Genomic DNA, 24,276 nt, shown 5'->3' on the forward strand with positions numbered 1-24,276 from the left:
CGGCGGGCCACGGGCGGTACGGACGGGGCGTCAGCCCTCGACGGTGCTCTCGAAGGCGTGCAGGTAGGGGTTGACCGGGCGGACCTCGTCGACGTGCAGGCCCGCCTCGCTCATCAGCCCGAGCATGCTCTCCCGGGAGTGCTTGGCGCCGCCGACGTTCAGCAGCAGCAGCAGGTCCATCGCGGTGGTGAAACGCATCGAGGGGCTGTCGTCGACGAGGTTCTCGACCACCACGACGCGGGCGCCGGGCCGGGCCGAGGCGACGATGTTGGCCAGGGTGCGCCGGGTGGACTCGTCGTCCCACTCCAGGATGTTCTTGATCAGGTAGAGGTCGGCCTCCACCGGGATGGACACCCGGCAGTCGCCCGGCACCAGGCGGGCCCGGCCGGCGAGCGAACCGCCGGGACGCAGTCGCGGGTCGGCGTCCGCGACGACCTGCGGCAGGTCCAGCAGGGTGCCGTGCAGGCCGGGGTGCTTCTCCAGGAGCCCGGCCAGGGCCAGGCCCTGCCCGCCGCCGATGTCGACCACGCTGGAGACGCCGGTGAGGTCCAGGAAGGCCACCAGGTCGGCGGCCGACTGGCGGCTGGAGCTGCTCATCGCCTTGTCGAAGACCTTCGCGGACTCGCCCGCGTCGTCGTGCAGGTACTCGAAGAACTCCTTGCCGTACAGCTCCGGGAAGATGTTGCGGCCGGTGCGCACCGCCTCGTCGAGGCGGGGCCACACCTGCCACGTCCACGGCTCGGTGCACCAGAGGGCGATGTGGCGGAGGCTGTTGGGGGCGTCCTCGCGCAGCATCCGGGACATGTCGGTGTGGGCGAAGCGGTCGTCGTCCGCCTCGGTGAAGATGCCGTAGCTGGTGAGGGCCCGCAGCAGGCGGCGGAGCGGCTTGGGCTCGACCCCCACGGCGGAGGCCAGGTCGCGGACGGACGCGGGGGACTCGCCGAGGGCGTCGGCGACGCCGATCGACGCCGCGGCCCGGATGGCCGCGGCGCACGCGGCGCCGAAGACGAGCTCCCGCATCCGCATCGCGGAGGGCGGGGAGGTGGCGGGGGCGCCGGTGGCGGGAGGAACGGTGGCCGTGGCGGACATCGGGCCGCCTTTCGTGGACGGGGGCAGGGTGCCCGGTGGGGAGGGGGGTGTGCGGGGTGGTGCCGTGGTGCGGGCGGGCGGGGTCAGCAGTGACCGGCCGGCTCGGAGACCGTGCAGTAGTTGCCGGTGAAGGTGTTGCCGGTGCCCGTGTCGCGGTCGGCGAGGTCGGCGGGGCCGTTCGACGACAGGACGTTGCGGGTCACGGTGATCCGGTTGTTGGGGGTGCCGACCACGCTGCTGAAGAGGACGATGCCGCCGGACATCGGCGAGGCGCCCTTGTTGTCCTGCACCTGGTTGTCCGTCACGAGGGAGTCCTCGGCGCCGGTGAAGAGGATGCCCGTGCCCTGGATGAAGGCGAGGCGCGGGTTGGGCGGGCAGTACTTGTTGTTCTCCACCACCCGGTTGCGGCTCACCGTCAGCGCGCCCGCCTTGGGCACGCCCTCGTCGCCGACGACGAAGACGCCGCCGCAGTTGCCGGTGATGTCGTTGGCGTCGACGGTGAGCGTCCGGGCGCGGCGGACGATCACGCCGATCCGGTTGCCGGACAGGTGGTTGGCGCGGATGACGGTGCCCTGGGTGTCGATCGCGCCGCCCTCGTTGGCGACCGAGTTGGCCAGGAAGATGCCGGCCTGGACGTTGTCGGTCGCGCTGTTGCCGGTGAGGCGGGCGCGGACGGACTTCTCCTGGCTGATGCCCTGCTGGCCGTTGCGGTGGGCGCCCACGCCGGTGATGCGGAGGCCGTCGGTGTTCGCCGCGTCGAGGCCGTTCTTCGTGAAGCCGGTGACGTTCAGCGAGGACACCTGGACGCCGGTGAGGGGCTGGGTGTCGGTGCCGTGCACGCAGATGCCGTGGCCGGCGGTGGCGCACGCGTTGCCCGTCTGCGCCGGGTCGGGGGTGAGGACGGTCGACGGGCCGACACCGCGCAGCCGGATGTCGGAGCGCGAGATCAGCACGCTCTCGCGGTACGTGCCGGCCATCAGCTGGACGGTGTCGCCGGGGGCGGCCGCGTCCACGGCGGCCTGGATGGACCCGCCGGGGGCGACGAGGTGGACGGTGGCGGCGTGGGCGGGCGGTGCGGCCGCGAGGGCGACCAGGGCGGCGAGGCCGCCCGCGAGGTAGTGGGTCCGTCGCATGGGCATGGAACAGGAGCCTGCTTTCGGGGTGCGGGGTCGGGGAGGGCCGGGGTCGGGACGGGCCGGGTGCGGCCCGGTACGGCGGGGCAGCGGCGGGACGGGCTCCCGGACCGGCGGGTGCGGTGCCGGGGAGGGTCGTCCGTGGCGGGCCGTCATATCCCGCGCGGGGCGGTGAGCCGGCCTGGTGCCACGCGCTCGGCCGGGCGGGCGGACTCGGTCATGGGTTCCTCCGTCGTCGGCGCGCGGGCGCGTGGATCACCTCAGCGTCACCCGAGGGCGGTGGCGCCGCAGCGGCGGAGGGCCGACCGGGGGACGCCGGCGGCGCGGCCGGGCGACAGGCCGTCAGCGGACGGGGCGTCAGGCCGTGCGGGCGGACCCCCGCGGGAGCGGGCCGCCCGCCGGGTGCGCCGGGCCGGCCGGCCGGTGCGGGCGAGCGGCGGCCCGCAGCAGGGGCTGGCTGGGATAAGGTGGGGCAATTGCGTACAATCGCCTGATGTCACTACCGAAAGCCGAGCTGCACCTTCACATCGAAGGCACCCTGGAGCCGGAGCTGGCCTTCCGGCTGGCCGAGCGCAACGGCGTCGCCCTGCCCTTCGCGAGCGTCGAGGAGCTCCGGGCCGCCTACCGCTTCGACGACCTCCAGTCCTTCCTCGACCTGTACTACCGGCTGACGGACGTCCTCCGCACCGAGCAGGACTTCACCGACCTCGCCGAGGCCTACCTCGTCCGGGCCCGCGAGCAGGGCGTCCGGCACGCGGAGATCTTCTTCGACCCGCAGGCCCACACCGGCCGCGGCGTCCCGCTCGACACCGTGATCACCGGACTCGACACGGCCCTGCGCCGCAGCGGGGAACGGCACGGCATCACCACCCGGCTCATCCTCAGCTTCCTGCGCGACCTCCCCGCCGAGGACGCCCTCGCCACGCTGAAGGAGGCCGAGCCGCACCTCGACAGCATCACCGCCGTCGGCCTGGACTCCGCCGAGGTCGGCCACCCGCCCGCCAAGTTCGCCGCCGTCTACGAGCGCGCCCGCGAACTCGGCCTGCGGGCCGTCGCCCACGCCGGAGAGGAGGGCCCCGCCGCGTACGTCCGGGAGGCCCTCGACGTGCTGCGCGTCGAACGGATCGACCACGGCATCCGCTCCCTGGAGGACCCGGAGCTCGTCGAGCGGCTGGTGCGCGAGCGCATCCCGCTCACCGTGTGCCCGTTCTCCAACGTCCGGCTGCGCTGCGTCGACACCCTGGCCGACCACCCGCTGCGCCGGATGCTCGACGCCGGCCTGGTCGTCACCGTCAACTCCGACGACCCCGCCTACTTCGGCGGCTACGTCGGCCAGAACCTCACCGACACCGCCGCCGCGCTCGGCCTCACCGAGGACGACCAGCGGACCCTCGCCCGGAACTCCTTCGAGGCGTCGTTCCTGGACGCGGCCACCCGGGACCGCTACCTCGCCGAGGTAGACGCCCACCGGTTCTGAGCCGCGACGCGCCACCGCGCCCCCGCACCGCTCCGGCGGTACGGGGGCGCGGGTGCGCTCAGGCGCGCACCGCGCCGACCCGCCCGGACACCACGGCGAGCAGCTCCAGCGCCGGCCCGAGGTCCGGCTCCGCCGCCACCGCACGCCGCAGCAGCACCAGCGCCGACGCGTCGTCGCCCGCCAGCACCCGGGCCAGCGCCTCGTTGTACTCGATCCGCCCGGCGTACCGCAGCCGCACCAGCGCGGCCAGGTCCTCCCGACAGGAGGGGCAGCGCAGGCTCTCCGGATCCGCCGGCACCGCGCACTGCGGGCACGGCACCTCGATCGGCGGCACCGCCGTCACCGGGGGTCCACCTCCTCCGGACGCACCGGACCGGCCTGCTCCGGCACCGTCTCGCTGCCCATCTCCCGCTGCGCCTGCGCGTACAGGGCCAGCAGCGCCGAGTTGTGCCGGTTGGCGGCCTCCATGTTGGCCGACTCCACGGCGGACTCCAGGCCGCGCAGCTCCGCCATGATCCGCTGCGACAGTGCCGCGGACACCATGTTCTGGTTCACGTAGATGTTGCACATCGTCAGCATCTGGAACGTGTGGCCCAGTGAGTCGCACAGCTCGTCCGCCCGGGCGGCCGCCGCCGTCGCGCCCTCCCAGTCCGCCGCCTCGCGGCGCTGCCGCAGCTCGGCCGCCACCCCGTGCAGCCGCGCCAGGTCGCTGCGGTCCAGGTGCTTCTCGCAGTACAGGATGAACAGCCCCAGGTACGCCTCCGTGCTGCGCACCCACCGCTGCGCGTTGAGCAGCATCTCCGCCCGCTCCAGCGCCGCGTCGACCGACTCGCCCCGGGTCTGGCCGGCCGCCATGTCGTCCAGCGCGTCCATCAGCTGCTGCGTCTCGCGCATCTCCGCCGCCGTCAGCTCGGAGCCCCAGCGGTCCGTGAAGCTCTCGATCCTGCGCTGCTGCTCCTCGACCTGCACCTTGAGCTCCGGGTCGAGGGTCGCCCGCTCCAGCTTCACCGTGCGCTCGCCGCCGCCCTGGATCCGCACCGACAGGGTGATGGTGCGGTCGCGGTCCAGGCCGAACGAGACGTCCACCGGGATCCGGCCGCCGAGCCCGGTCGGCAGCCGCAGGGTCAGGTGGCCGATCAGCTCGTTCTGCTGGGCGATCTCGTGCTCGCCCTCGTAGACGGCGACCTCCAGCCGCTGGCGGCCGTTGCCGGAGACCACGAACTCCCGGCTGACCGGGGCACTCGTCGGGTACCCCGTGTTCTTGGGGATGATCACGGCCAGCCGGCCGTCGTTGAGCTCGATGCCCAGGTCCTTCGGCGTGATGTCGAAGGGGTTCGTCACCTGCATCAGCTGGCCGCAGGACGGGCAGACCTCCGTGCCGGGCGGGTTCACCGTGCTGCAGCCGGCGCAGCGCAGACCGATGTCCTCGGCCGCCGTGGAACGCGGCGCGGCCTCCGCCGCACCGGCCGCGGCGAGGGACTCCCCGCAGAGACTGCAGGCGGTCGCGCCCGCCGCCGCCGGGGTGCCGCAGCGCGCGCAGTCGCGGGTCTGCGCCACGGCGGGCGCCGGCGCGGAGGCGCCCGCGGCGGCCTCGGACGCCTCGATCCGCTGCCCGCACTTGGGGCAGGACCCCGCGGCGGGGTCCACCGGCAGGTGGCAGCCCGTGCACGAGACCCGGGCACCGCCCAGCAGGGACGCCGAACACGACACGCACGAGGACGCCCCGAGCTCCGCCGGTGTCCGGCACTCGGGGCACTCCACCTCGGAGACCAGCGCCGACTGCACCGCCGCGCCCAGCGCGACGCACTGCATCGGGTTGACGCCGCGCCGGATCCGCTTGGGACCGAACACCTCGCCCAGCCGCCGCGCCACCAGCGGGATCGACGTGGACCCGCCGACCAGCAGCACCTCGTCGATGTCGCCGACCGTCAGGTTGGCCTGCATGATCGCCTTGTGCGTCAGCTCGATGGTCCGCTCGATCCGGGCCTCGACCAGCTCCTCGAAGCGGGGCCGCTCGAAGACCGTCTCCAGCACCAGGGCACCCGCGCCGAGGCCCGCCAGGACGACGTCCGACGCCTCCTGGTTGGACAGCTCGATCTTGACCACCTCGGCGGCCGAGGCGATCCGCGGACGGTCCCGGCGGTCGGGCCGGTAGTCGGAGCCGTACTCGTCACGGATGTCGTCCAGCAGCGCCGTCGTGATGGCGCGGTCGAAGTCGTCGCCGCCCAGCAGGTTGTCGCCCTCGATGCCCAGCACCGAGACCGAGCCCGGCACCAGCAGCAGGATGGAGATGTCGAAGGTGCCGCCGCCCAGGTCGTAGACGAGCACGGTGCGCCCGTCGTCGCCCGCGTCGGCGGTCATGCCGTACGCCAGGGCGGCCGCCGTCGGCTCGTTGATCACCCGCAGCACGTGCAGGCCGGCCATCCGGCCCGCCTCCTGCGTCGCGGCGACCTGCCGCTCGCCGAAGTACGCGGGCACGGTGATCACGGCCCGGTGGAACGGCTCGCCCAGGCGCTGCTCGGCGTCCTCCTTGAGACGGTGCAGGATGATCGCGGAGATCTCGATCGGCGTGTAGGAGCGCCCGTCGAACCAGACGTTGACGTCGCCGTCGGTGCCCGCGGTGACCTTGTAGTCCAGCTCGTCGAGCGCGGCCTGCACCTGCGGGTCGCGGAACTTGCGGCCCATGAAGCGCTTGACCGAGCGGATCACGTTCTCGCCGTCCAGGGCCAGGCGGCCGCGGGCGGACGAGCCGACCAGCAGCTCCCCGCGGCGGCCGCGGCCGACCACGGACGGCGTGCCCTCCTGGTTCTGCCGGTTGAAGACGATCTCCGGCTCGCCCCGGCGCAGGTGGGCCACCACCGAGTTGGTGGTGCCCAGATCGATACCGAGAGTGCGGTACATGTCGTTCCCCTCTGTTTCCTAGCGCTTGCGTCGCCTGCGTCGGGTGCTCCGGGCGGGCCCGCCCTTCCGGGGCCGGGCCGGGACGGCGGCCTCCGGGTCCGCGGGGTCCGCGGGGTCCACGGCCGGTGCGTCCGGTGCCGGGCCGGCCGGGGGCCGTGCGGGTGCGGGCGGCCCGTCCGGCACCGGGGGACCGGCCGACGGCTCGGTACGCGGGTCGGCAGGCTGGTCGGCGGGCTGGTCTGCGGACGGGTCGGTGCGCGGGTCGGCGGGCGGCGTGGCGACCACGACCTGGGCGCGGCGCAGCACCTCGTCGTTCCAGAAGAAGCCGGTCACCACGCTCTGCACGACCGTCTCCGGTTCCAGCCCGGCCCTCACCTCGGTGCCGACGATCTCGGACAGCACCGGGTCGGCCGGCAGCCCCTCCAGCCGCATCGGCCGGACCCCGGCCTTGGCGAGCTTGCCCAGCAGCCGGCGGCGGGTCGCCTCGATGCCCGAACTCCGGCCCAGCCGCACGAGGTCCGGGTCGAGGCCCAGCGCCGCGAGCGCGTCGTCGACGTCGACGAGCAGCCCCAGCAGGTCCCGCTGCCCGGACCTCGCGGCGCGCGCCTCCTCGTCCCGCAGCCGCTGCAGCAGCGACGCGCGGAACAGCAGCTGGCTGAACGCCTGCGCGAGGTCGACGTCGAGGGCCCGCTGCGGCACCTCCAGCGGTGCCGCCTGCTCCGGCGGCGGCCCGGCGGTCTCCTGCGTCGTCATACGGGTCACTCCGGGATCTCGATCGGCGGCAGCACCGACAGGTCGGCGGCGAAACGGGCCGGGACGGGGGGTTCGGGGGCGGCGACGGGCGGGGCGGGTTCGGTGAAGTCCGCCTCCAGATCGTCGCGCCGCAGCACCAGCAGGTCCGCCGGGTCCGGCGGCGGCCGCTCGCCGCCCAGCAGCGGCTCGGCCAGCGCCGGTGCGAGCAGGTCGGCCGTGCCGTCCACCGGGTCGGGCGGCAGCAGCTGCTGGACGTCGACCTCCAGCCGGCGCTCCGGGTTGCGCAGCAGCGCCGCGGACTCCTGGATCTGCTGGCGGCTGAAACGGCCGAGCCGCATCGCCTGGCCCACGGCGAGGTTGATCTCCCGGACACCCGCGGTCGGCGGAAGTCCCAGCACCTCGTACGGCGACGGTTCGTGCAGCGGCACGGCGGCGGTCTCCTCTCCTGCGGGCGGCTTCGGTCCCCCGCCGCGGCTGCGGGCAGGGGTACGGGTAGGGGCGGCGGGGGCGCGGCGGTGGCCGGGCGGGCCCCGCTCAGCGGAGGCTGTCGATCCGCCGTTTGAGCAGCCGCAGGTCCGGGTCGGACGGGCTGTGCGTGACGGCCTTCGCGACCAGCGACCGCGCCTCCCTGAACTGGCGGGCGTTCGCCCGCCGGACGGCGTGCGCGCCGTAGACGACGCCCAGCTCGCGGCGGACGGTCGCGGCCGCCTCCGCGGAGCCCGCCATCGTCAGCGCCTGCTCCAGGAGCGAGGCCGCGTCCACGAACCGGTCGGCCTCGTAGTCGTCCGCCGCCTCGCTGCGCCACACGTTGACCATGAGCGTCCGCAGCTCGTCGGAGTCGTGGTACGTCTGCGCCGTGCGGAGCAGTGCGGCCCGCTCGCGGAACGGGCGGTCCTGGTACTCGGCCATCATGTGGTTGGCCAGCACCACCGAGACGCGGCGCGGGGCCTCCGCCACGGCGTCGCCGCCCTCCCAGTCGGCGTCGGTCCGCAGGGCGGTCGCCATCAGGTCGACGGCCTCCGCGCGGCGGTCCGCCAGCGCGGCGGCCAGCGACCGGAGCTGCAGGCTGTAGGTGAGGCCCGCCCGGTACTCGGGGTCGTCGCCGAGCGTGGCGAGCTCCGCCCACAGGTCCGCCGCCTCGGCGAGGTCGCCGTCGAGCGCGGTGACCTCGTTGGCCCGGTTGCGCAGGGCCGCCTCCAGGAAGTGACGTGCCGTCGGGTCGTCCGGGGCCAGGGCCATGGCCTTGCGCAGCAGCACGAGCGCCGCGGCGTAGTCCTGGCTCTCGTTGTTGATCTTCCGCGCCAGCTGCGCGTACGCGGCCCCGAGGTTGTCGCGCACCTCGGCGTGGTCGGGCGCCAGCGCGTGGGCCTCCTCCAGGATCTCCTTCGCCCCCGACTGGTCGTCGTCGCTCTGCTTGAGCAGGGCACGGGCCGCGCGCAGGCCGGCGTCGGCCGCCGTCGCCGTCAGCTCGGCGGGGAGCGGCCCGCCCGGCAGCGTCCGTGCCCGGGTCAGGCCGGCCAGCGCCGCGCGCCACTCCTGCTGGCGGTGGTGCTCGGCGGCCTGACCGAGGAGGGCCTCGCGCAGCAGGGCCTGGCGGGTGTCGTCGGGATCCTGCGGGGGCATCGCGTCCAGCGCGGCGACCGCCGCGCCGGGGCGCCCCTGGAGCAGGAGGTAGCGCTGCGGCCCGAGGTCGTCGAACAGCCCGAGCGCCTGCGTCAGCGGGTGCACACCGAACGGGCCGGGCTTCCGCCACGGACGGACGGCGTACTCGAACTCGCCCGCCCAGGCGGTGGTGCCGGCATCGTCGTCGTGCTCGCGCAGGAGCCGGTCCAGAGCGGGGCCCAGGACGAGCCGGCGGCTGCCGCCGTCGGGCCGGGCGACGCGCAGCTCGTCCTGGGCGAACGCCTCGGCGCTGCGGACCTCCATGCCCAGCCGGACGGTCCACGCGTCGGCGTCGTCGCCGCTGCGCCCCTGCTCCTGGTCGAGGGCCCGGAGGTCGCCGCGGAGCCGGTCGGTGAGGGCGGCGCGGGCGGCGGTGATCCGCTGCGGCTCGGCGTCCCGGCCGGTGACGCCGGCGGTGGCGTCCCAGACCTCCGGCAGATGCAGGGAGGCGACCAGGCAGGCGACGGCCCATGCCCAGACCCGCTCCGGGTCGGGCGCCTGCGCGGGGCGGCCCGCCGGCTCCCCGTCCGGCACCGGTGCGTCCGCGGTCGCGGACGCGGTGCGCTGGGCCGGCACGGTGGCGGCGAGGCGGTAGCTGACGAGGCCGAGGGCGTGCAGCAGCCGCGGGTGCGCCGGGTCGCGGAGCAGCAGGGCGCGGTAGGCGTCCCAGGCCTCCTGGTGGCGCCCTTCCGCGGCGTGGCGCTGCGCCTCGTGCTCGGCGAGGGTGCCGAGGGCGGCCGTCGCGGGGCCGTGGTCGGGCGTCAGCCGGACGGCCTCCCGCAGGTCGCCGACGGCGTCGGACGGCCGGTCGGCGAGCAGCGCGGCCGCGGCCCGGCGGACGAGCACCGCGCTGCGGGCGCGGCCCGCCGCGGCGGGCATCGCGTCCAGGGCGGCGTCGAGGTCGCCCTGCTCCGCGCGCAGCAGCGCGAGGTCGCGGCGGACGCCGGTGCCGGCCGGGCCGTCGCCGAGGACGGCCGCCCACGCGGAGAGGGTGCGTTCGCCCTCCTCCGGGAGGCCGGCCCGGAGGGCGCAGCCGAGGACGGCGGCGAGCACCGGACCGGCGCAGTGCCCGCAGCGGGACGTGCGGGCGCCCTCGGGCCGGTGCAGGTGGTCGGCGCAGCCCTCGCGGCCGCAGCCGCCGCAGGTGTCGGCGGCCGCCGCCGTACAGCCGGCGGTGCCGCCGGCCGCGCAGGGGGCGGCCTCCGCGGGGGCGGTGCCGGGCGCCGGGTTGTCGAGGAAGCGCCGGTACCAGTCCAGGGCGGCGGGGGCGTTGCCGGCGCGTTCGGCGAGCAGGGCCCGCAGCCGGGCCGTGCCGGGGTCGCCCCCGGGGTCGGGCTCGACCGGCGCCAGCAGGGCGACGGCCCGCACCGGGCGGCCCGTCAGCAGGGCGGCCGCGGCGCGGTGGTGGAGCTCGCGCGGCCCGTCGGCCGGCCCGAGGAGGGTGTCGACGTCCTGGGCCGAGCCCCCGGCGAGGGCGAGGGCGGCCCGCAGGCGGCCCTCCCGGGCGGCGGCGCCGGGGCCGTCCGGTGCGGGCAGCGAACCGGCGAGGGCGAGCGCGGTGGCGGCGGCCGCCCGGGCGTCGGGGTCGTCGCGCCGGGTGAGCAGCAGGTGGGCGGCCTCCCGCAGGGCGGCCTCGCGCAGCGCCGGGTGGTGGGCCGGCCCGTCCGGGGCGTCGGCGGCGGCCTGCGCCCAGTGCGCGCGGGCGGCGGCCGGGTCGGCCGCGAGGAGGCGGCGGGCCAGCAGGTCGTGCTGGGCGGCCGTCCGGTCGAGCAGGTCGGGGCCGCGCAGCGGCTCCCACCGGGCGAGGGCACCGGCGGGGTCGTCGGCGCGCGCCCGGGCGAGCCCGAGGTGGAAGGCGGCGCTGCGGCTCCACGGGTCGTCCGCCCCGGCCTGGGCGGCGAGCAGCGGCTCGGCCTCCCCGGCCCGCCCGGCGGCCAGCAGGGTGGCGCCGAGCCGCACCTGCGCGGGCCGCCAGTCGGGCCGCGCGGCCAGGGCGGTGCGGTAGTCGGCGGCGGCCTCCGCGGGCCGTCCGGCGCGCTCGTGGAGCAGGGCGAGGCCGAGGCGGGCCGGGGCGGAGGCGGGATCGGCGGCGAGGGCCGCGGTGAAGTGGGTGCGGGCGTCGTCGTCCGCGCCGGCGAGCAGGGCGAGCCGGCCGAGGGCGTACGGCGGTCGGGCGTCGGCGGGGGCCTCGGCGGCGGCGGCGCGCAGGTCGGCGTCGGCGGCCTCCGGCCGGCCGAGGCGCTGCCGGGCGAGGCCGCGGAAGAGCAGCGACTCGGCGCGCAGGGCCGGCCCGCGGGACCACGGGGACGGCTCGCCGGGGCCGCGGCGCAGCGCCTCGTCGAACGCGGCGACCGCCTCGTCGTGCCGGCCGGCGGTGCTGAGCCGGGCGCCGCGGCGGAACCAGAGCTCGCCGCTGCCGTGCGGGGCGGCGGTCAGGAGCACGGCCTCGGCCTCCGCGGCGCGGCCCGTGTCGTGGAGCAGCGCGGCGCGGGCGAGGACGGGCCAGTCCTGGCCGGGCAGGGCGGCGAGGGCGGCCGCGGTGGCGGTGTCGCGTTCGGCGGGGGTGTTCTCCCGGCAGCGGCGCTGGAGCCAGTCGAGGAGGCGGGCGGCGCCGTCGGTGCCGCCGCCGGGCGTGCGGGCGTGACGCAGGAGGGCGAGGACGGGAGCGAGTTCGGTGCCCCCGGCCTGGACGGCCTCCTCGGCGAGCTGCGCCAGGCACCACGGGGGCAGCTGCCGGTCGGGTTCGGCGAGCAGCGGGAAGGCTTCGCGGTAGAGGGGGAGGGAGGCCGTCGGGTCGCCGCCGGCGGCGGTGGCCCCGGCCTGGCCGAGGAGGGCGAGGCCGCGCTGGGGCCGGAGTGCGGGGGGTGCGAGGGAGAGCCGTTCGACGAGCCGGGCGTACCGGCGGCGGGCCTGCTCGTGGCGTCCGGCGGCGGCGCGTCCGGCGGCCTTGGCGAGTGCCGCGTCGGCGGCGGCCCGGTCGAGGACGCGTCCGCGGCGGGCGAGCGCGATGCCGCCGAGTACGGCGAGTGCCGCCAGTGCGATCAGCAGCAGCGTGAGCAGCGCCATGCAGTGTCCCCCCTGCGGTGCGTGTGGACCGGTACGTGCAACAGATCTTCGTAGTGGTTGTTTTGACGTACCGTCAACCTGTTTCCAGGTTCTGTCAGGATAGGGGCTTCCTGGCCTTCGGTGCAGGAAAGAGCACTATTGTGGGGGCGGGGAGGCCGGGGCCGGCCGGCGTCGGGCGGGGGTGGAGTGGCAGAGTCACGCTGGGTTCCGGGGCTCCGGTTCGGGCCGGAGTTCGACCCCGAACAGTACGAGTTGCTGGAGTTCCACCACCGGGGCGGCGAGGCCGAGGTGTGGCGTGCGGTGCGGACGGGCCGCAGCGGCGTCAAGGAGCTCGTCGCCGCGAAGATCATGCTGGAGCGCGACCCGTCCGAGGTCCGGCGCTGGCTCGGCCGCTGGGACGACGTCTCGCACAACGCGCACCGCCTCGGGGTGACCGACCTGGTCGTGCCGAGCTTCCTGCTGGGGCCCTCCCCGCACCGGCCGGGCCGTCCGCCCGGCGACGCCCTGCTGGGCTACCAGATCTCGCCGTGGGTCGAGGGCGTGCCGCTGCACCGGTGGGCGCGGGCCAACCGGGGCGGCCTGCCCGCCGTCGCCGACGTGCTCGTGCGGCTGTGCCGGATCGTCGACGACCTCCACCGCAAGCGCTGGGTGCACCGGGACATCTCGCCCGCCAACGTGCTGGTCGACGCGGAGGGCCGGGTCAAGCTGATCGACCTCACCTTCCTGGCGCCGCTCGACCAGACCCTGACGGTCGCCGTGTTCACCCCGGGCCACGTGCCGCCCGAGGCCGAGCAGGTGGGCGGCTTCCCGACGACGGCGAAGGACCTCTTCGCGGTGGGCACGCTCGCCCGGAGCCTGCTGCTGCCGGAGCACGGGCGGCTCGACCAGCGCACCGCGGCCGAGCAGGCCCGCCGCGACCTGGTCGACGCCGGCTTCACGGAGGAGCTGGGGCTCTGGGCGGGCGAGCCGCTCCACCACGACCCGGACCGCCGTCCGGCGCCGCTCGGCCCGTGGGCGGCCCGCGGCAGCGAACTGCTGCGCGCCCACCGGAAGCTGCCGCGCACCTCCTGCCTGGCGGTGCTCACCGACACCGCGGGCCGTCCGCTGGTGGTGTCGGGCGGCGCGGACGGGGTGGCGTTCACCGGGCCGGGCCGGGTCGTGCAGGACCTTCCGGCGGGCCAGGGCCCGCAGGCCGTCCGCGAGGTGGTGGCGGGCCGGGCGGGCCGTCCGGCGGAGCTCGCGGCCTTCGCCGAGGACCGCGGCGGGGCCCTGTGGGTGGGCAACCGCTCCGGCTGGTGGGAGGTCGCGCGCGGGGTCGGCGGCGTCGCCGGTGCGGTCAACGGCTCGGGCGAGCTGGTGGTGTGGACGGCCCGCGCCGGTGTGCTGCACTCGTTCCGCTGGGCACCGGGGCTCACCCTCACCGGGCAGGAGCTGCCGAACTGCCCGGCCGACCGGGTGCTCGCCGCCGTCGAGGAGCGTGCCGGGCTCTGGACCGTCCTCGTCGAGCAGCAGGACCGGCTGCTGTCCTGGCGGGTCGGGGCGGACGTCCGTCCGGAGCGGTTCGGGCCGCCCGGGCCGGCCCGGGGCGCGGCGGTCGCCCGTTCCTCGTCCGGGCCGCAGGCCGTCGCGCTGGGCCCGGACGGCGCGGTGCGCCTGTACGTGCTCGGCGGCGGTGCCGCGCCCGGCGGGGGCGGCGAGATCGGCGAGGCCGAGTCGGCGCTCGGGGTGGCGATGGCCGGGCACCGCGGCGGTCCGACGATCGCGCTGGCGGGCCCGGACGGCGTCCGCCTGCGGCTGCCCGCGGCCGGCGGCGCCCGGCGGGCCCGCTGGTGGCGGCCGACGCTGCGGCCGGCCACGAAGGTCGCACTGTCGGTGGGGGAGGACTGGCGGCTGTGCCTGGCCGCCGTGGTGGAGGACGAACTCCAGTGCTGGCAGGAGGACGCCGCCTACCGCTGGCAGCCCGTCGTCCTCGACCCGGGCGCCGTCGACCCCTGACCGGCCGGGGGCACCCCCGGCCGCCGTTCAGATCCCCGGCAGCGGCGGGAGCGCGGGCTCGTGGAGCCACGCCGTGAACAGGCCGGCGAGCGGCCGGTCCGTGTAGCGGGCGGCGTGCGCGACGAAGTCCGCCGTGGTGGCGCAGCCGTGCCGGCGGACGGCCGTCCAGCCGCGCACCAGCCGGAAGAAGGCGTCGTCGCCCACCGCGAGGCGCAGCGCGTGCACGGTCAGCCCGCCGCGCTCGTACACCCGGTCGTCGAACATCAGCCGCCGGCCCGGGTCGCCCAGCCGCAGGTCCTCCGGCAGCGCGGCCACCACCGCGTACGCCGCGGCGGCGCGCCGCTGGGCGGACGGGCCGCCGGACCGCTCCGACCACAGCCACTCCGCGTACTTCGCGAAGCCCTCGTTCAGCCAGATGTGGCGCCAGTCCGCGACGGTGACGCTGTTGCCGAACCACTGGTGGGCCAGCTCGTGCGCGACCAGGCGCTCCGAGCCGCGGGCGCCGTCCAGGTGGTTGGTGCCGAACGTGGCGAGGCCCTGCGCCTCCACCGGCACGTCCAGCTCCTCGTCCGTGACGACCACCGTGTACTCGCCGAACGGGTACGGGCCGAACAGCTCCTCGAACAGCCGCATCATCTCCGGCTGCCGTCCGAAGTCGTGCTCGAAGGCGGGCATCAGCCGGGTCGGCAGCCAGGCGCGCTGCGGCACCGCCCCCGGCTTGCCGTCGACCAGCAGCACCTCGCGGTACGCGCCGATCGACAGCCCGACGAGGTAGCTCGCGGTGGGGGCCGACTGCTCGTACACCCAGGTCGTGCTGGACGACCGCGTCGTGCGGGTCAGCAGCCGCCCGCCCAGCACCACCGCGTACGCCGACGGCGTCGTCACCGACACCAGGTAACCCGCCTTGTCCGCGGGCCGGTCGTTGCACGGGAACCACGACGGCGCGCCGACCGGCTGGCTGGCCACCAGCGCCCCGTCCTCCAGCTCCTCCCAGCCGAGGCCGCCCCACGGGCTGCGCACCGGCTTCGGGTTGCCCGACCAGTGCACCTCGACGGTGAACGCCGCCCCGGCCGCCGGAGGCCGCGCCGGCCGCACCCGCAGGCGTCCGGCCCGGTGCGTGTAGTGCGCGGCCCGGCCGTCCACCAGCACCCGGCCGATCTTGAAGTCGGCGAGGTCCAGGACGAACTCGCGCAGCTGCGCCCCGCCCGCTATCGCGAGGATCCGCGCGCTGCCCGCCAGCCGGTTCGGGGCCGGCCGGTAGTCGAGGTTCAGCTCGTACCGGTGCACCCGGTAGCGGACGTCCCCGTGGTCGGGGAAGTACGGGTCCGTCGCAACGGCCTGCTTGGGGCTCACCGGGGAGGTCACTCTCTGCGCGCGCTCGGGGACGGGTGCCGGTGCCAGGCCTCGATCGGGTTGCCCAGCCAGCGGGTGTCGGCGGGTACGGTCTCCGCGCGCATCACCAGCGAGGCCGGGCCCAGCGTGGAGCGGGCCCCGATCGTGCTGCCGGGCAGCACGATTCCGCCGGGCCCCAGCGTGGCGCCCTCGCGGAGGACCACAGTATCGAGTCGCATGATCCGGTCGTGGAAGAGGTGGGTCTGCAGCACGCAGCCGCGGTTGACCGTCGCACCGTCGCCGAGCGTGACCAGGTCGGCCTCCGGCAGCCAGTAGCTCTCGCACCACACGCCCCGGCCGACCGTCGCCCCCTGCGCGCGCAGCCACAGGTTGAGCAGCGGGGTGCCGGGCACCGCGCCGACCAGCCACGGCACCGCCAGCACCTCGACGAAGGTGTCCGCCAGCTCGTTGCGCCACACGAAGCCGCTCCACAGCGGATGCTCCACCGCCCGGTACCGGCCCACCAGCAGCCACTTCGCGGCCACCGCGACCACGCACGCCGCGAGGCCGGCGGCCAGCAGCACCGCACCCGACAGCAGGGGCGAGCCCAGCGCGCACAGCGCCGCCGCGGTGAGGACGCCCAGCGCGGCGGACGCGAACACCGGCAGCAGACGGCCCAGCTCGACGAGCCCGCGCGCCCACAGCAGCCGGGCCGGCGGGTCGTACGTCAGGCTGAGGTCGGCGGTGTCCGCCGCGCGCGGCAGCCGCACCGGCGGCATGCCCAGGTAGGAGCTGCCGCGCTTCGCCTTCTTCGGCGCGGCCGACAGCACGCCGACCAGGCCCCGGTCGGGCACCGAACGGCCCGGCGCCGTCATGCCCGAGTTGCCGAGGAACGCCTGCCGGCCGATCTCCGCCCGCCCGACCCGCACCCAGCCGCCGCCCAGCTCGTACGGGGCGATGAGGGTGTCGTCGGCGAGGAACGCGCCGTCGCCGACCGTCGTCAGGCTCGGCAGCGCCAGCACCGTCGACACCTCCGCCCGCCGGCCGACCCGCATGCCCAGCGCACGCAGCCAGACCGGCGTGATCAGGCCCGCGTAGAGCGGGAAGAGCGTCTCCCGGGCCAGGTCCATCAGCTGGCTGACCGTCCACGCCTGCCAGCCCACTCGGCCGTGCAGCGGGTGGTAGCCGGTGTGCAGGCCGATGCTCAGCACCCGCACCGACACCAGCACCAGCACCGCGTACGTCAGCCCGTACGCCAGCGTCGCCGGGACGACCGCCACGAGCGCGCCGCGCAGCGCCGCCGCCAGGCCGTCCCCGGGGTGCACGAACCGGCCCGCGACCAGCAGCGCGGGCAGCAGCGACGCCAGGGGCAGCAGCCCCAGGCCGGTGCCGGTCAGGCCGTACACCGCCGCCCAGCGGGCGGTGCGCGGCGGCCGCTGCTTCGGCCAGCCGCGTTCGGCCTTGCCCAGCTTGACGGCCGGTGCCCCGGCCCAGCGCTGGCCGGTCGGCACCTGACCGGTGACACCCGACCCGGGTGCCACCTCGGCCCGCTTGCCGACCCGCGCACCGGGGAAGAGCGTCGACCGGGTGCCGATCACCGCGCCCGAGCCGACCCGCACCGGGCCGATCTCCAGCCGGTCGCCGTCCAGCCAGTAGCCGGACAGGTCGACCTCGTTCTCGACCGCGCAGCCCTTGCCGAGCCGCAGCATGCCCGTCACCGGCGGCAGCGCGTGCAGGTCGACGTCCGGCCCGACCCGCGCGCCGAGCGCCCGGGCGTACCGGACCAGCCACGCCCCGGACAGCGCGGTCGCACCGCTCGCCTCCGCCAGCCGCTCCGCCGCCCACAGCCGCAGGTGCACGCTGCCGCCGCGCGGATGGCTGCCCGGCCCGACGCCGCGCAGCAGCAGCCGCGCACCGCCCGCCGCGACGGCCAGCCGCCCGGGCGGGCTGAACAGCAGCACCGCACCCGCGCCGACCGCCCACCACGACGCCGTCGGCGCCCACGGGTAGTCGCCCGCCCACGCCAGCGCGTTGCCGAGCGCCAGCAGCGCCACCCACCAGCGCAGGCCCACCAGCGTGAACAGCGGCAGCAGCGCGGCCAGCTGCACGAGGCCCGCCCGCCGCGGCGTCGGGACGATCGTCCGGGCCGCGTCGTCGGACCGCACGGAGCGCTCCAGCAGCCGGGCCAGCGCGCGCACCGTCGGCTGCTGGTAGATGTCGATCACGGACGCCGACGGGTAGCGCGCCCGCAGCAGGGTCGTCAGCTGCGCGGCGGCGAGACTGCCGCCGCCGACCGCGAAGAAGTCGTCGTCGGCGCTGCGCACCGGCACGCCGAGGATCTCGGCCCACTGCTGGGCCAGCCACGCCTCGGTGCCGTACAGCTCCTCGGCCGGCCCGCCGTCCACCGCTCCCGGCAGCGGCCAGGGCAGGGCGTCCCGGTCGACCTTGCCGGAGGTGCGGGTGGGCAGCTCGTCGACCGGTGCCAGCATCGGCACCAGGGCGGCCGGGAGCTCGGCGCGCAGCCGCTCGACGGCGGCGTCCCGGTCGAAGCCCTCCTGCACGACGAGGTAGCCGACCAGCAGCTGGTTGCCGCTGCGCGCCGTGCGGACCGCGGCGGCCGCACCGGCCACCTTCGGCAGCGCCTGCAGGGCCGCGTCGACCTCGCCGAGCTCGATCCGGCGGCCGCCGAGCTTGACCTGCTCGTCGCCGCGGCCGAGGAAGACCAGCCCCGCCGGTTCGGCGCGCACCAGGTCGCCGCTCCGGTAGGCCCGCTCCCAGCCGAGCGAGGACAGCGGCGCGTACTTCTCGGCGTCCTTCGCCGCGTCCAGGTAGCGGGCCAGGCCGACGCCGCCGATCACCAGCTGGCCGCTCGCGCCCATCGGCACCGGCCGGTCCGCGTCGTCGACGACGGCGAGCTCCCAGCCGTCCAGCGGCAGGCCGATCCGCACCGGGCCCTCGCCCGTCAGCAGCGCGCCGCAGGCCACCACGGTCGCCTCGGTCGGGCCGTACGTGTTCCACACCTCGCGGCCCTCGGTGACGAGTCGCTCCACGAGCTCGGGCGGGCACGCCTCGCCGCCGAAGATCAGCAGCCGCACCTCGTTCAGGGCCTCGGCCGGCCACAGCGCGGCGAGCGTCGGCACGGTCGAGATCACCGTGATCTCCTGCTCGGCGAGCCAGGGGCCGAGGTCGGCGCCGCTGCGCACCTGGGCGCGGGGCACCGGCACGAGGCAGGCGCCGTACCGCCAGGCCAGCCACATCTCCTCGCAGGAGGCGTCGAACGCCACGGACAGGCCGGCCATCACCCGGTCGCCGGGGCCGACCGGCTCGTCCTGGAGGAACATCGCGGCCTCGGCGTCGACGAACGCCGCCGCGTTGCGGTGGGTCACCGCGACGCCCTTGGGGCGGCCGGTGGAGCCGGAGGTGAAGATGATCCACGCGTCGTGCTCCGGCCCGGGCCGCCCGGCCGGGGCGCCGCCCGGGCGCAGCACGGCGATCCGGTGGCCGGCGGTCAGCACCGCCGCGACCCCGGCCTCGCCGAAGACGAGCTCGGCACGCTCGTCGGGGTCCTCGGCGTCCACCGGGACGTACGCGGCGCCGACCGCGAGGACGGCGAGCACGGCGACGTACAGGTCGTTGGTGCCGGACGGCACCCGGACGCCCACCCGGTCGCCGAGGCCCACGCCCGCGGCGGCCAGCCGGGAGCGCAGCCGCTCGACCTCGGCGGCCAGGGCGGCGTAGGTGAGGACGGTGCGGCCGTCGTCGAGGGCGGGCTCGTGCGGGTGCGCCGCGGTCGTCGCGGCCAGCACGTCGACCAGGGTGCGGGCCGCCGGTGCGGCCCGCCCGGCGAACAGTGCGGGAGGGGCGTCGTCGGGGCGGACGCCCTCGGGGGGCGCACCGTCGGTGATCGTGACAGCCATACCGTCCTCGTCCTCGGGGCCCGCGTCGGCGGTGCCGCCGGATCGGCGGACCGCCCGGCCGTACACCGGCGCGACGTCCGGGAGCGGCGGATCCCGGGGCGGCCGGGTCCGTGCACCGGCACCGTTCGGATCCGGGCAAACCGGACAACTCGGTCGATACTACCGAGGCGGTGCGGGCAGGTGTGGCGCCCCGGCGTCGCGCTGTCACCCGGAGTGTCCGCCGGGTCGCCCTGGGGGCGGCGTGCGGGCACGCAAAAATGCGAGTCATGGATCCCATGACTCGCATTTCAGGCTGGTGTCCGAGGGGGGACTTGAACCCCCACGCCCGATAAAGGGCACTAGCACCTCAAGCTAGCGCGTCTGCCATTCCGCCACCCGGACCGGGTGTCGTCCCCGCGGCTGCTCGCCGCGTTGACGTGCCCAACTGTAGCAAAGATCGGCTTGTGGTCCCAAAACCGCTCCCGGGGCGCCGTCCGGCCCGGATCCCGGACCCGTACGGCCTTGGGGCCCGGCCGGATGCTGGGGGAGGATGGGCGGACGGTGCCCGCGGTGCCCCGGCGTCCGGCCGGGGGCGGCGTCGAGGGTGCGTCGGGCGGGCCGGAGACGAGGAGTGGCCGTGAGTGAGTCCAGGGCGGAGCGGGCGACAGCCCCGCGGGTGACGGCCGAGTCGGAGGTCGCCGACATCTGCCGCGACCTGATTCGGATCGACACCAGCAACTACGGCGACGGCTCGGGGCCCGGTGAGCGGAAGGCCGCGGAGTACGTCGCCGAGCAGCTCGCCGAGTTCGGCGTCGAGCCGAAGATCTACGAGTCGGCCAAGGGGAGGGCCTCCACCGTGGTCCGGATCGAGGGCGAGGACCGCTCGCGGCCCGGCCTGCTCATCCACGGCCACACCGACGTGGTGCCGGCCAACGCCGCGGACTGGACCCACGACCCGTTCTCCGGCGAGATCGCGGACGGCTGCGTGTGGGGCCGCGGGGCCGTCGACATGAAGGACATGGACGCGATGACCCTCGCGGTCGTCCGCGACCGCCTGCGGACCGGCCGCAAGCCCCCGCGCGACCTCGTGCTGGCCTTCGTCGCCGACGAGGAGGCCGGCGGCACCTACGGCGCCCGGTACCTCGTCGACAAGCACCCCGAGCTGTTCGAGGGCGTCACCGAGGGCATCGGCGAGGTCGGCGGCTTCTCCTTCACCGTCAACGACCAGGTGCGGCTGTACCTCGTGGAGACGGCGGAGAAGGGCATGCACTGGATGCGGCTCACCGTCGAGGGCCGGGCCGGGCACGGCTCGATGACGAACGACGACAACGCCATCACCGAACTGTGCGAGGCGGTGGCCCGCCTCGGCCGGCACCGGTTCCCGCTGCGGATCACCAAGACCGTCCGGGCCTTCCTCGACGAGCTCTCGGACGCGCTCGGCGTCGAGCTCGACCCGGAGAACATGGACGAGACGCTGCGGGTGCTCGGCGGCATCGCCAAGATGATCGGCACCACCCTGCGCAACACCGCCCAGCCGACCATGCTCGGCGCCGGTTACAAGGTCAACGTCATCCCCGGCCAGGCCACCGCGCACGTGGACGGCCGCTTCCTGCCGGGCTACGAGGAGGAGTTCCTCGCCGAGCTCGACTCGGTGCTCGGCCCGCGCGTGAAGCGCGAGAGCCTGCACTCGGACAAGGCCATCGAGACCGGCTTCGACGGCGCCCTCGTGGAGGCCATGCAGACCGCGCTGCGCGCCGAGGACCCGATCGCGCGCGCCGTGCCGTACTGCCTGTCGGGCGGCACCGACGCCAAGTCGTTCCAGGACCTCGGCATCCGCTGCTTCGGCTTCGCGCCGCTGAAGCTGCCGCCGGAGCTGGACTTCGCGGGGATGTTCCACGGCGTGGACGAGCGGGTGCCGGTGGACGGGCTCACCTTCGGCGTGCGCGTGCTGGACCGCTTCCTCGACGCCTGCTGAGGCGGGGCGCCCGCAGCGCCTCAGCCCCGTCGCGTCGGACGGCCCGCCCCGGGAGTGCCCGGGGCGGGCCGTCGGCGTTCCGGGGCGGTCCGGTGGTTCCCGGTGGTCCGGTCCGGTGGTTCCAGACGGCCCGGCGGCTCCGGTGGTTCCCGGCGGCCTCGGCGGCCTCGGCGGTCGGTCCCCCGAGGGCCGGCCGCATTGTCCGAGGGAATGATTGTGGGATTCCGATTCCGGGGGTTGAAGAAACGGTTCTCCCCCGAATTGCATGGTCGATCACGCGTTCTTGTTGTCACCTCTGCGGGTGAATGCCGCAGCCGTCGCGTACCCCGTTCGCCGCAGTGTCGTTCACCCTGTGCGGCCCGGGGGAACGGGCTGCGAATCCACCAGGAGGACTCATGAAGGTCAAGAAGATTGCCGCTGTCGCCGCCGCCACCGGCGGGCTCGTGCTCGCGGGCGCCGGTGCCGCCGCGGCCCACGGCGGTGCCACCGCCCACGGTGCCGCGGTGGGCTCCCCGGGCGTGCTGTCCGGCAACCTGATCCAGGTGCCCGTGCACGTGCCGGTCAACGTCTGCGGCAACACCATCAGCGTGATCGGCCTGCTCAACCCGGCGTTCGGCAACTCCTGCGCGAACGTCTGAGCGGCGCCGGGGGGCTGACCGCGGTCCTCTGACACGTGCCCCCGGGCGGCGACCTGCGCCCGGGGGCACGCGTGCGTCGCACGCCCGTTCCGGTCATGTCACCGGCTTTCGGGTGACTGCTCACCCGATCGGATGAAGGTCCTGCATCCGGCTCAACCTTGCGGGCCGTCGCTCGTTGGGTGCGGTACGGGCCAAGCTCCCGACATGAATTCCGACCATCAGATGAATCAGGGGAGTCAATTGCGACAGGTCGCCAAGAGGGGAATCCTCACCGCCGTCGCCACCGGCAGTGTCCTGGCCTCCACCGGGGGCTTCGCGTACGCCGCCGGCAGTGAGGCCCAGGGTGTCGCGGCGAACTCGCCCGGCGTCGGCTCGGGCAACTCGGTGCAGGCCCCGGTGGACATCCCCGTCAACGCCTGCGGGAACACCGTGAACGTGATCGGGCTGCTCAACCCCGCGTACGGCAACCAGTGCGGCAACGTGTCCACCGGGCACGGGCCGGGCCGCGGCGCGGCCGGCGGCCACTCCGACGGCACCCACGCCGGCGGCAGCCAGTCCCGCCCCGTCGTGGACAGCAGCACCACGGGCGGCGCCACGGCGGGCGGCGGCAGCCACGGCTCGCCCGGCGTCGTCTCGGGCAACACCGTCAGCGTGCCGGTCACCGCCCCCGTCAACGCCTGCGGCAACACCGTCGACGTGGTCGGCCTCGGCAACCCGGCGTTCGGCAACCAGTGCGGCAGTCACAGCCACCCCGCACCGCCGGCCCCGCCGGAGGAGGAGTGCGACGAGCCGCCGCACACGCCTCCGCCGACCACCGGGGGCGAGCACCTGCCGCCGTCCAACGGCACCCCGCGCTCCGGTGACGACGTCGAGCAGACGGTCGTGACCAGGCCGGTCGCGGCACCGGACCACCTGGCGTCGACCGGCGCCTCCGGCCTCGGCCTGATCGGTCCGGTCGGTGCCGCACTGCTCATCGGCGGCGGCGTGCTCTACCGCCGCTCGCGCGCCGGGGCCCGCTGACACCGCACCGCGCTCGCCCGGCCTCGCCCGGGGCCCCTCGGCGTACCGGCCGGGGACGGCCCCGGGCTCTGCCGTGCCGTCCCTGGGCCCGGACCGTCACCAGCTGCGCGTCTGCCGGATGATGCGGCGGCGCAGCCGCACGGTGCGGCTGCCGTCGGGGAAGAGCTTCAGGCGGTCCAGCTCCCAGTGGCCGTACTCGGCGTGCTCGGTGAGCAGCTGCCTGGCCGCGTTGCGGGTCGTGCCGCGCGGAAGGCGCAGCGACTGGTACTCGTACTCGGGTTGCCGGACCAGCTTGGGTGGGGTCAAGTTCTCCTCCTGCCTCGTGCCAATCGCCTCGACGCAAGCCTACGGCCTGCCGCCGACGCCGGACCCGGACGGCTCGCGGTCGCCGGCCGCCGCGCCCGGGAGCGCCGCACCGGCGGCCTGACGTGCGATCAGGCCCGGTCTCCGGAGGGGATACCCCCGCGCGGTTCCGTCGATGCGGGAACCGGCGGTTCCGGGCCTCCGGACGCCGGCACAGAAGCACGCGGAACGGACATCGCGGCGGAAGTTGTCGTGAAATCGCGGGCGTAGGTGACAACCCCTGTGCGTGTCGTCACCGGGTGGGGATAGCGTCTGCACCATGTCTGATGCCGCGCAGCTCACCATCAACGAGGTACGGGCCGCCGCCGAGGCGGTCAAGGCCGCCATCGACCGCCACCTGGAGGCCGTGGCCGGCACCGCCGAGGAGGGTGATCCTGCCGTGGTCGCCGCCTACGAGGAGCTGGCGGCTGCTGCGATCACCTACGACCAGTTGCTCTACGAGGTCTACGACGAGGTGACCCCGTTCGAGGTGCCCGGCGACGGGAGCGACGGCGGCTACGAGGGCCCCGACCAGCCCGAGGCGATCAGCGTGCTGATCCGCCGCGACTACCTGGTGGCGGATCCGAAGCGGCTGCGCGCCCAGGCCGAGCGGCTCGATTCGACCCTCACCCCGGGCGGCGGCTCGGCGAGCGGTGTGAACGCGGCCATCGGGGTGGTCTTCGGCGAGTACGAGCCCGACGAGATCGCGGCCCGCTGCGAGGAGTTCGGCCTGGAGGAGGGCGACTCGACCCTGTGGGTGTCGGCCACCGAGCCGTCCGACCCGGGGGAGTGGCTCCCGGAGCCGTTCGACTCGGCCGACCCGCAGCTGCTGATCTGCCGGTTCGACGTCAGCGAGGTCTACGACGAGGACCCGGACGCCTTCGGCCCGGAGCACTGAGCACGCGCGCGGCGGGGCCGCCGGGACACTGTCCCGGCGGCCCCGCCGTGTGTCCGGGCCCGGCCGGCCCCCCCCGCCCGCAGCGGGCCGGCCCCCCCC

General features: G+C 75.9%; 16 protein-coding genes and 1 tRNA gene. 6 read left to right on the forward strand and 11 right to left on the reverse strand.

The features are described 5' to 3' along the window. Positions 1 to 30: 30 nt before the first annotated feature. Both SNE206_RS00520 and SNE206_RS00525 read right to left on the reverse strand, forming a co-directional pair. The gene (locus SNE206_RS00520; RefSeq protein WP_407911294.1) at positions 31 to 1,089 is read right to left on the reverse strand and encodes a methyltransferase; all 1,059 of its coding nucleotides are present in this window, start codon (positions 1,087 to 1,089) and stop codon (positions 31 to 33) included. Positions 1,090 to 1,172: 83 nt separating this feature from the next. After that, the gene (locus SNE206_RS00525; protein ID WP_407911295.1) at positions 1,173 to 2,228 is read right to left on the reverse strand and encodes a nitrous oxide reductase family maturation protein NosD; all 1,056 of its coding nucleotides are present in this window, start codon (positions 2,226 to 2,228) and stop codon (positions 1,173 to 1,175) included. 487 nt (positions 2,229 to 2,715) lie between these two features. Here SNE206_RS00525 and SNE206_RS00530 point away from each other — a divergent pair, with 487 nt between their 5' ends. After that, a complete protein-coding gene (locus tag SNE206_RS00530) occupies positions 2,716 to 3,699 on the forward strand; it encodes an adenosine deaminase (protein WP_407911296.1) in 984 nt (327 codons plus the stop codon). A gap of 58 nt (positions 3,700 to 3,757) precedes the next feature. Here SNE206_RS00530 and SNE206_RS00535 read toward each other — a convergent pair whose 3' ends face one another. From SNE206_RS00535 to SNE206_RS00555, 5 genes are all read right to left on the reverse strand, one after another. Next, the gene (locus tag SNE206_RS00535) at positions 3,758 to 4,042 is read right to left on the reverse strand and encodes a hypothetical protein (protein ID WP_407911297.1); all 285 of its coding nucleotides are present in this window, start codon (positions 4,040 to 4,042) and stop codon (positions 3,758 to 3,760) included. Then, a complete protein-coding gene (locus SNE206_RS00540; protein ID WP_407911298.1) occupies positions 4,039 to 6,600 on the reverse strand; it encodes an Hsp70 family protein in 2,562 nt (853 codons plus the stop codon). The genes SNE206_RS00535 and SNE206_RS00540 overlap by 4 nt, the downstream gene beginning before the upstream one ends. Before the next feature lie 18 nt (positions 6,601 to 6,618). Continuing rightward, positions 6,619 to 7,353: a nucleotide exchange factor GrpE gene (grpE, locus tag SNE206_RS00545; RefSeq protein ID WP_407911299.1), complete on the reverse strand. Its 735-nt coding sequence runs from the start codon at positions 7,351 to 7,353 to the stop codon at positions 6,619 to 6,621. A 5-nt stretch (positions 7,354 to 7,358) separates the two neighbouring features. Continuing rightward, entirely contained in the window at positions 7,359 to 7,781 is a 423-nt protein-coding gene (locus SNE206_RS00550) for a hypothetical protein (RefSeq protein WP_407911300.1), read from the reverse strand. Between the two features lie 106 nt (positions 7,782 to 7,887). Continuing rightward, complete coding sequence (locus SNE206_RS00555) at positions 7,888 to 12,081, reverse strand: hypothetical protein (RefSeq protein WP_407911301.1); 4,194 nt, start codon at positions 12,079 to 12,081, stop codon at positions 7,888 to 7,890. Between the two features lie 186 nt (positions 12,082 to 12,267). Here SNE206_RS00555 and SNE206_RS00560 point away from each other — a divergent pair, with 186 nt between their 5' ends. After that, positions 12,268 to 14,076 (forward strand): protein kinase domain-containing protein, encoded by a 1,809-nt coding sequence (locus SNE206_RS00560; protein ID WP_407911302.1) that lies wholly within the window; start codon positions 12,268 to 12,270, stop codon positions 14,074 to 14,076. 27 nt (positions 14,077 to 14,103) lie between these two features. Here the strand turns inward: SNE206_RS00560 and SNE206_RS00565 are convergent, their stop codons facing one another. From SNE206_RS00565 to SNE206_RS00575, 3 genes are all read right to left on the reverse strand, one after another. Then, positions 14,104 to 15,429 carry a M1 family metallopeptidase gene (locus SNE206_RS00565; RefSeq protein ID WP_407911303.1) on the reverse strand — a complete coding sequence of 442 codons (1,326 nt, stop codon included), beginning with the start codon at positions 15,427 to 15,429 and terminating at the stop codon, positions 14,104 to 14,106. 8 nt (positions 15,430 to 15,437) lie between these two features. Continuing rightward, positions 15,438 to 19,325, reverse strand: coding sequence for a Pls/PosA family non-ribosomal peptide synthetase (locus SNE206_RS00570; protein ID WP_407911304.1), 3,888 nt, complete (start codon positions 19,323 to 19,325; stop codon positions 15,438 to 15,440). 293 nt (positions 19,326 to 19,618) lie between these two features. Beyond that, positions 19,619 to 19,706: transfer RNA gene (locus tag SNE206_RS00575), tRNA-Leu, on the reverse strand. Between the two features lie 235 nt (positions 19,707 to 19,941). On the opposite strand from SNE206_RS00575, the gene SNE206_RS00580 reads away from it, so the two are divergent. From SNE206_RS00580 to SNE206_RS00590, 3 genes are all read left to right on the forward strand, one after another. Next, positions 19,942 to 21,279 (forward strand): M20/M25/M40 family metallo-hydrolase, encoded by a 1,338-nt coding sequence (locus tag SNE206_RS00580; protein ID WP_407911305.1) that lies wholly within the window; start codon positions 19,942 to 19,944, stop codon positions 21,277 to 21,279. Between the two features lie 395 nt (positions 21,280 to 21,674). Continuing rightward, positions 21,675 to 21,917, forward strand: a complete 243-nt coding sequence (locus tag SNE206_RS00585; RefSeq protein WP_407911306.1) for a chaplin — start codon at positions 21,675 to 21,677, stop codon at positions 21,915 to 21,917. Positions 21,918 to 22,121: 204 nt separating this feature from the next. After that, a complete protein-coding gene (locus SNE206_RS00590) occupies positions 22,122 to 22,937 on the forward strand; it encodes a chaplin (protein ID WP_407911307.1) in 816 nt (271 codons plus the stop codon). Positions 22,938 to 23,033: 96 nt separating this feature from the next. Here SNE206_RS00590 and SNE206_RS00595 read toward each other — a convergent pair whose 3' ends face one another. Beyond that, entirely contained in the window at positions 23,034 to 23,243 is a 210-nt protein-coding gene (locus tag SNE206_RS00595; RefSeq protein ID WP_405010541.1) for a DUF5703 family protein, read from the reverse strand. A 316-nt stretch (positions 23,244 to 23,559) separates the two neighbouring features. Between SNE206_RS00595 and SNE206_RS00600 the strand changes: the two genes are divergently transcribed. After that, positions 23,560 to 24,177 (forward strand): hypothetical protein, encoded by a 618-nt coding sequence (locus tag SNE206_RS00600; protein WP_407911308.1) that lies wholly within the window; start codon positions 23,560 to 23,562, stop codon positions 24,175 to 24,177. Positions 24,178 to 24,276: the final 99 nt, after the last annotated feature.

The organism is Kitasatospora sp. NE20-6 (assembly GCF_045862635.1).

Bases quoted from the DNA above. Each gene is read 5' to 3' on its own strand.
- SNE206_RS00520 (WP_407911294.1), bottom strand. From the start codon at position 1,089: ATGTCCGCCACGGCCACCGTTCCTCCCGCCACCGGCGCCCCCGCCACC.
- SNE206_RS00525 (WP_407911295.1), bottom strand. From the start codon at position 2,228: ATGCCCATGCGACGGACCCACTACCTCGCGGGCGGCCTCGCCGCCCTG.
- SNE206_RS00530 (WP_407911296.1), top strand. From the start codon at position 2,716: ATGTCACTACCGAAAGCCGAGCTGCACCTTCACATCGAAGGCACCCTG.
- SNE206_RS00540 (WP_407911298.1), bottom strand. From the start codon at position 6,600: ATGTACCGCACTCTCGGTATCGATCTGGGCACCACCAACTCGGTGGTG.
- grpE (WP_407911299.1), bottom strand. From the start codon at position 7,353: ATGACGACGCAGGAGACCGCCGGGCCGCCGCCGGAGCAGGCGGCACCG.
- SNE206_RS00555 (WP_407911301.1), bottom strand. From the start codon at position 12,081: ATGGCGCTGCTCACGCTGCTGCTGATCGCACTGGCGGCACTCGCCGTA.
- SNE206_RS00570 (WP_407911304.1), bottom strand. From the start codon at position 19,325: ATGGCTGTCACGATCACCGACGGTGCGCCCCCCGAGGGCGTCCGCCCC.
- SNE206_RS00585 (WP_407911306.1), top strand. From the start codon at position 21,675: ATGAAGGTCAAGAAGATTGCCGCTGTCGCCGCCGCCACCGGCGGGCTC.
- SNE206_RS00590 (WP_407911307.1), top strand. From the start codon at position 22,122: ATGAATTCCGACCATCAGATGAATCAGGGGAGTCAATTGCGACAGGTC.
- SNE206_RS00600 (WP_407911308.1), top strand. From the start codon at position 23,560: ATGTCTGATGCCGCGCAGCTCACCATCAACGAGGTACGGGCCGCCGCC.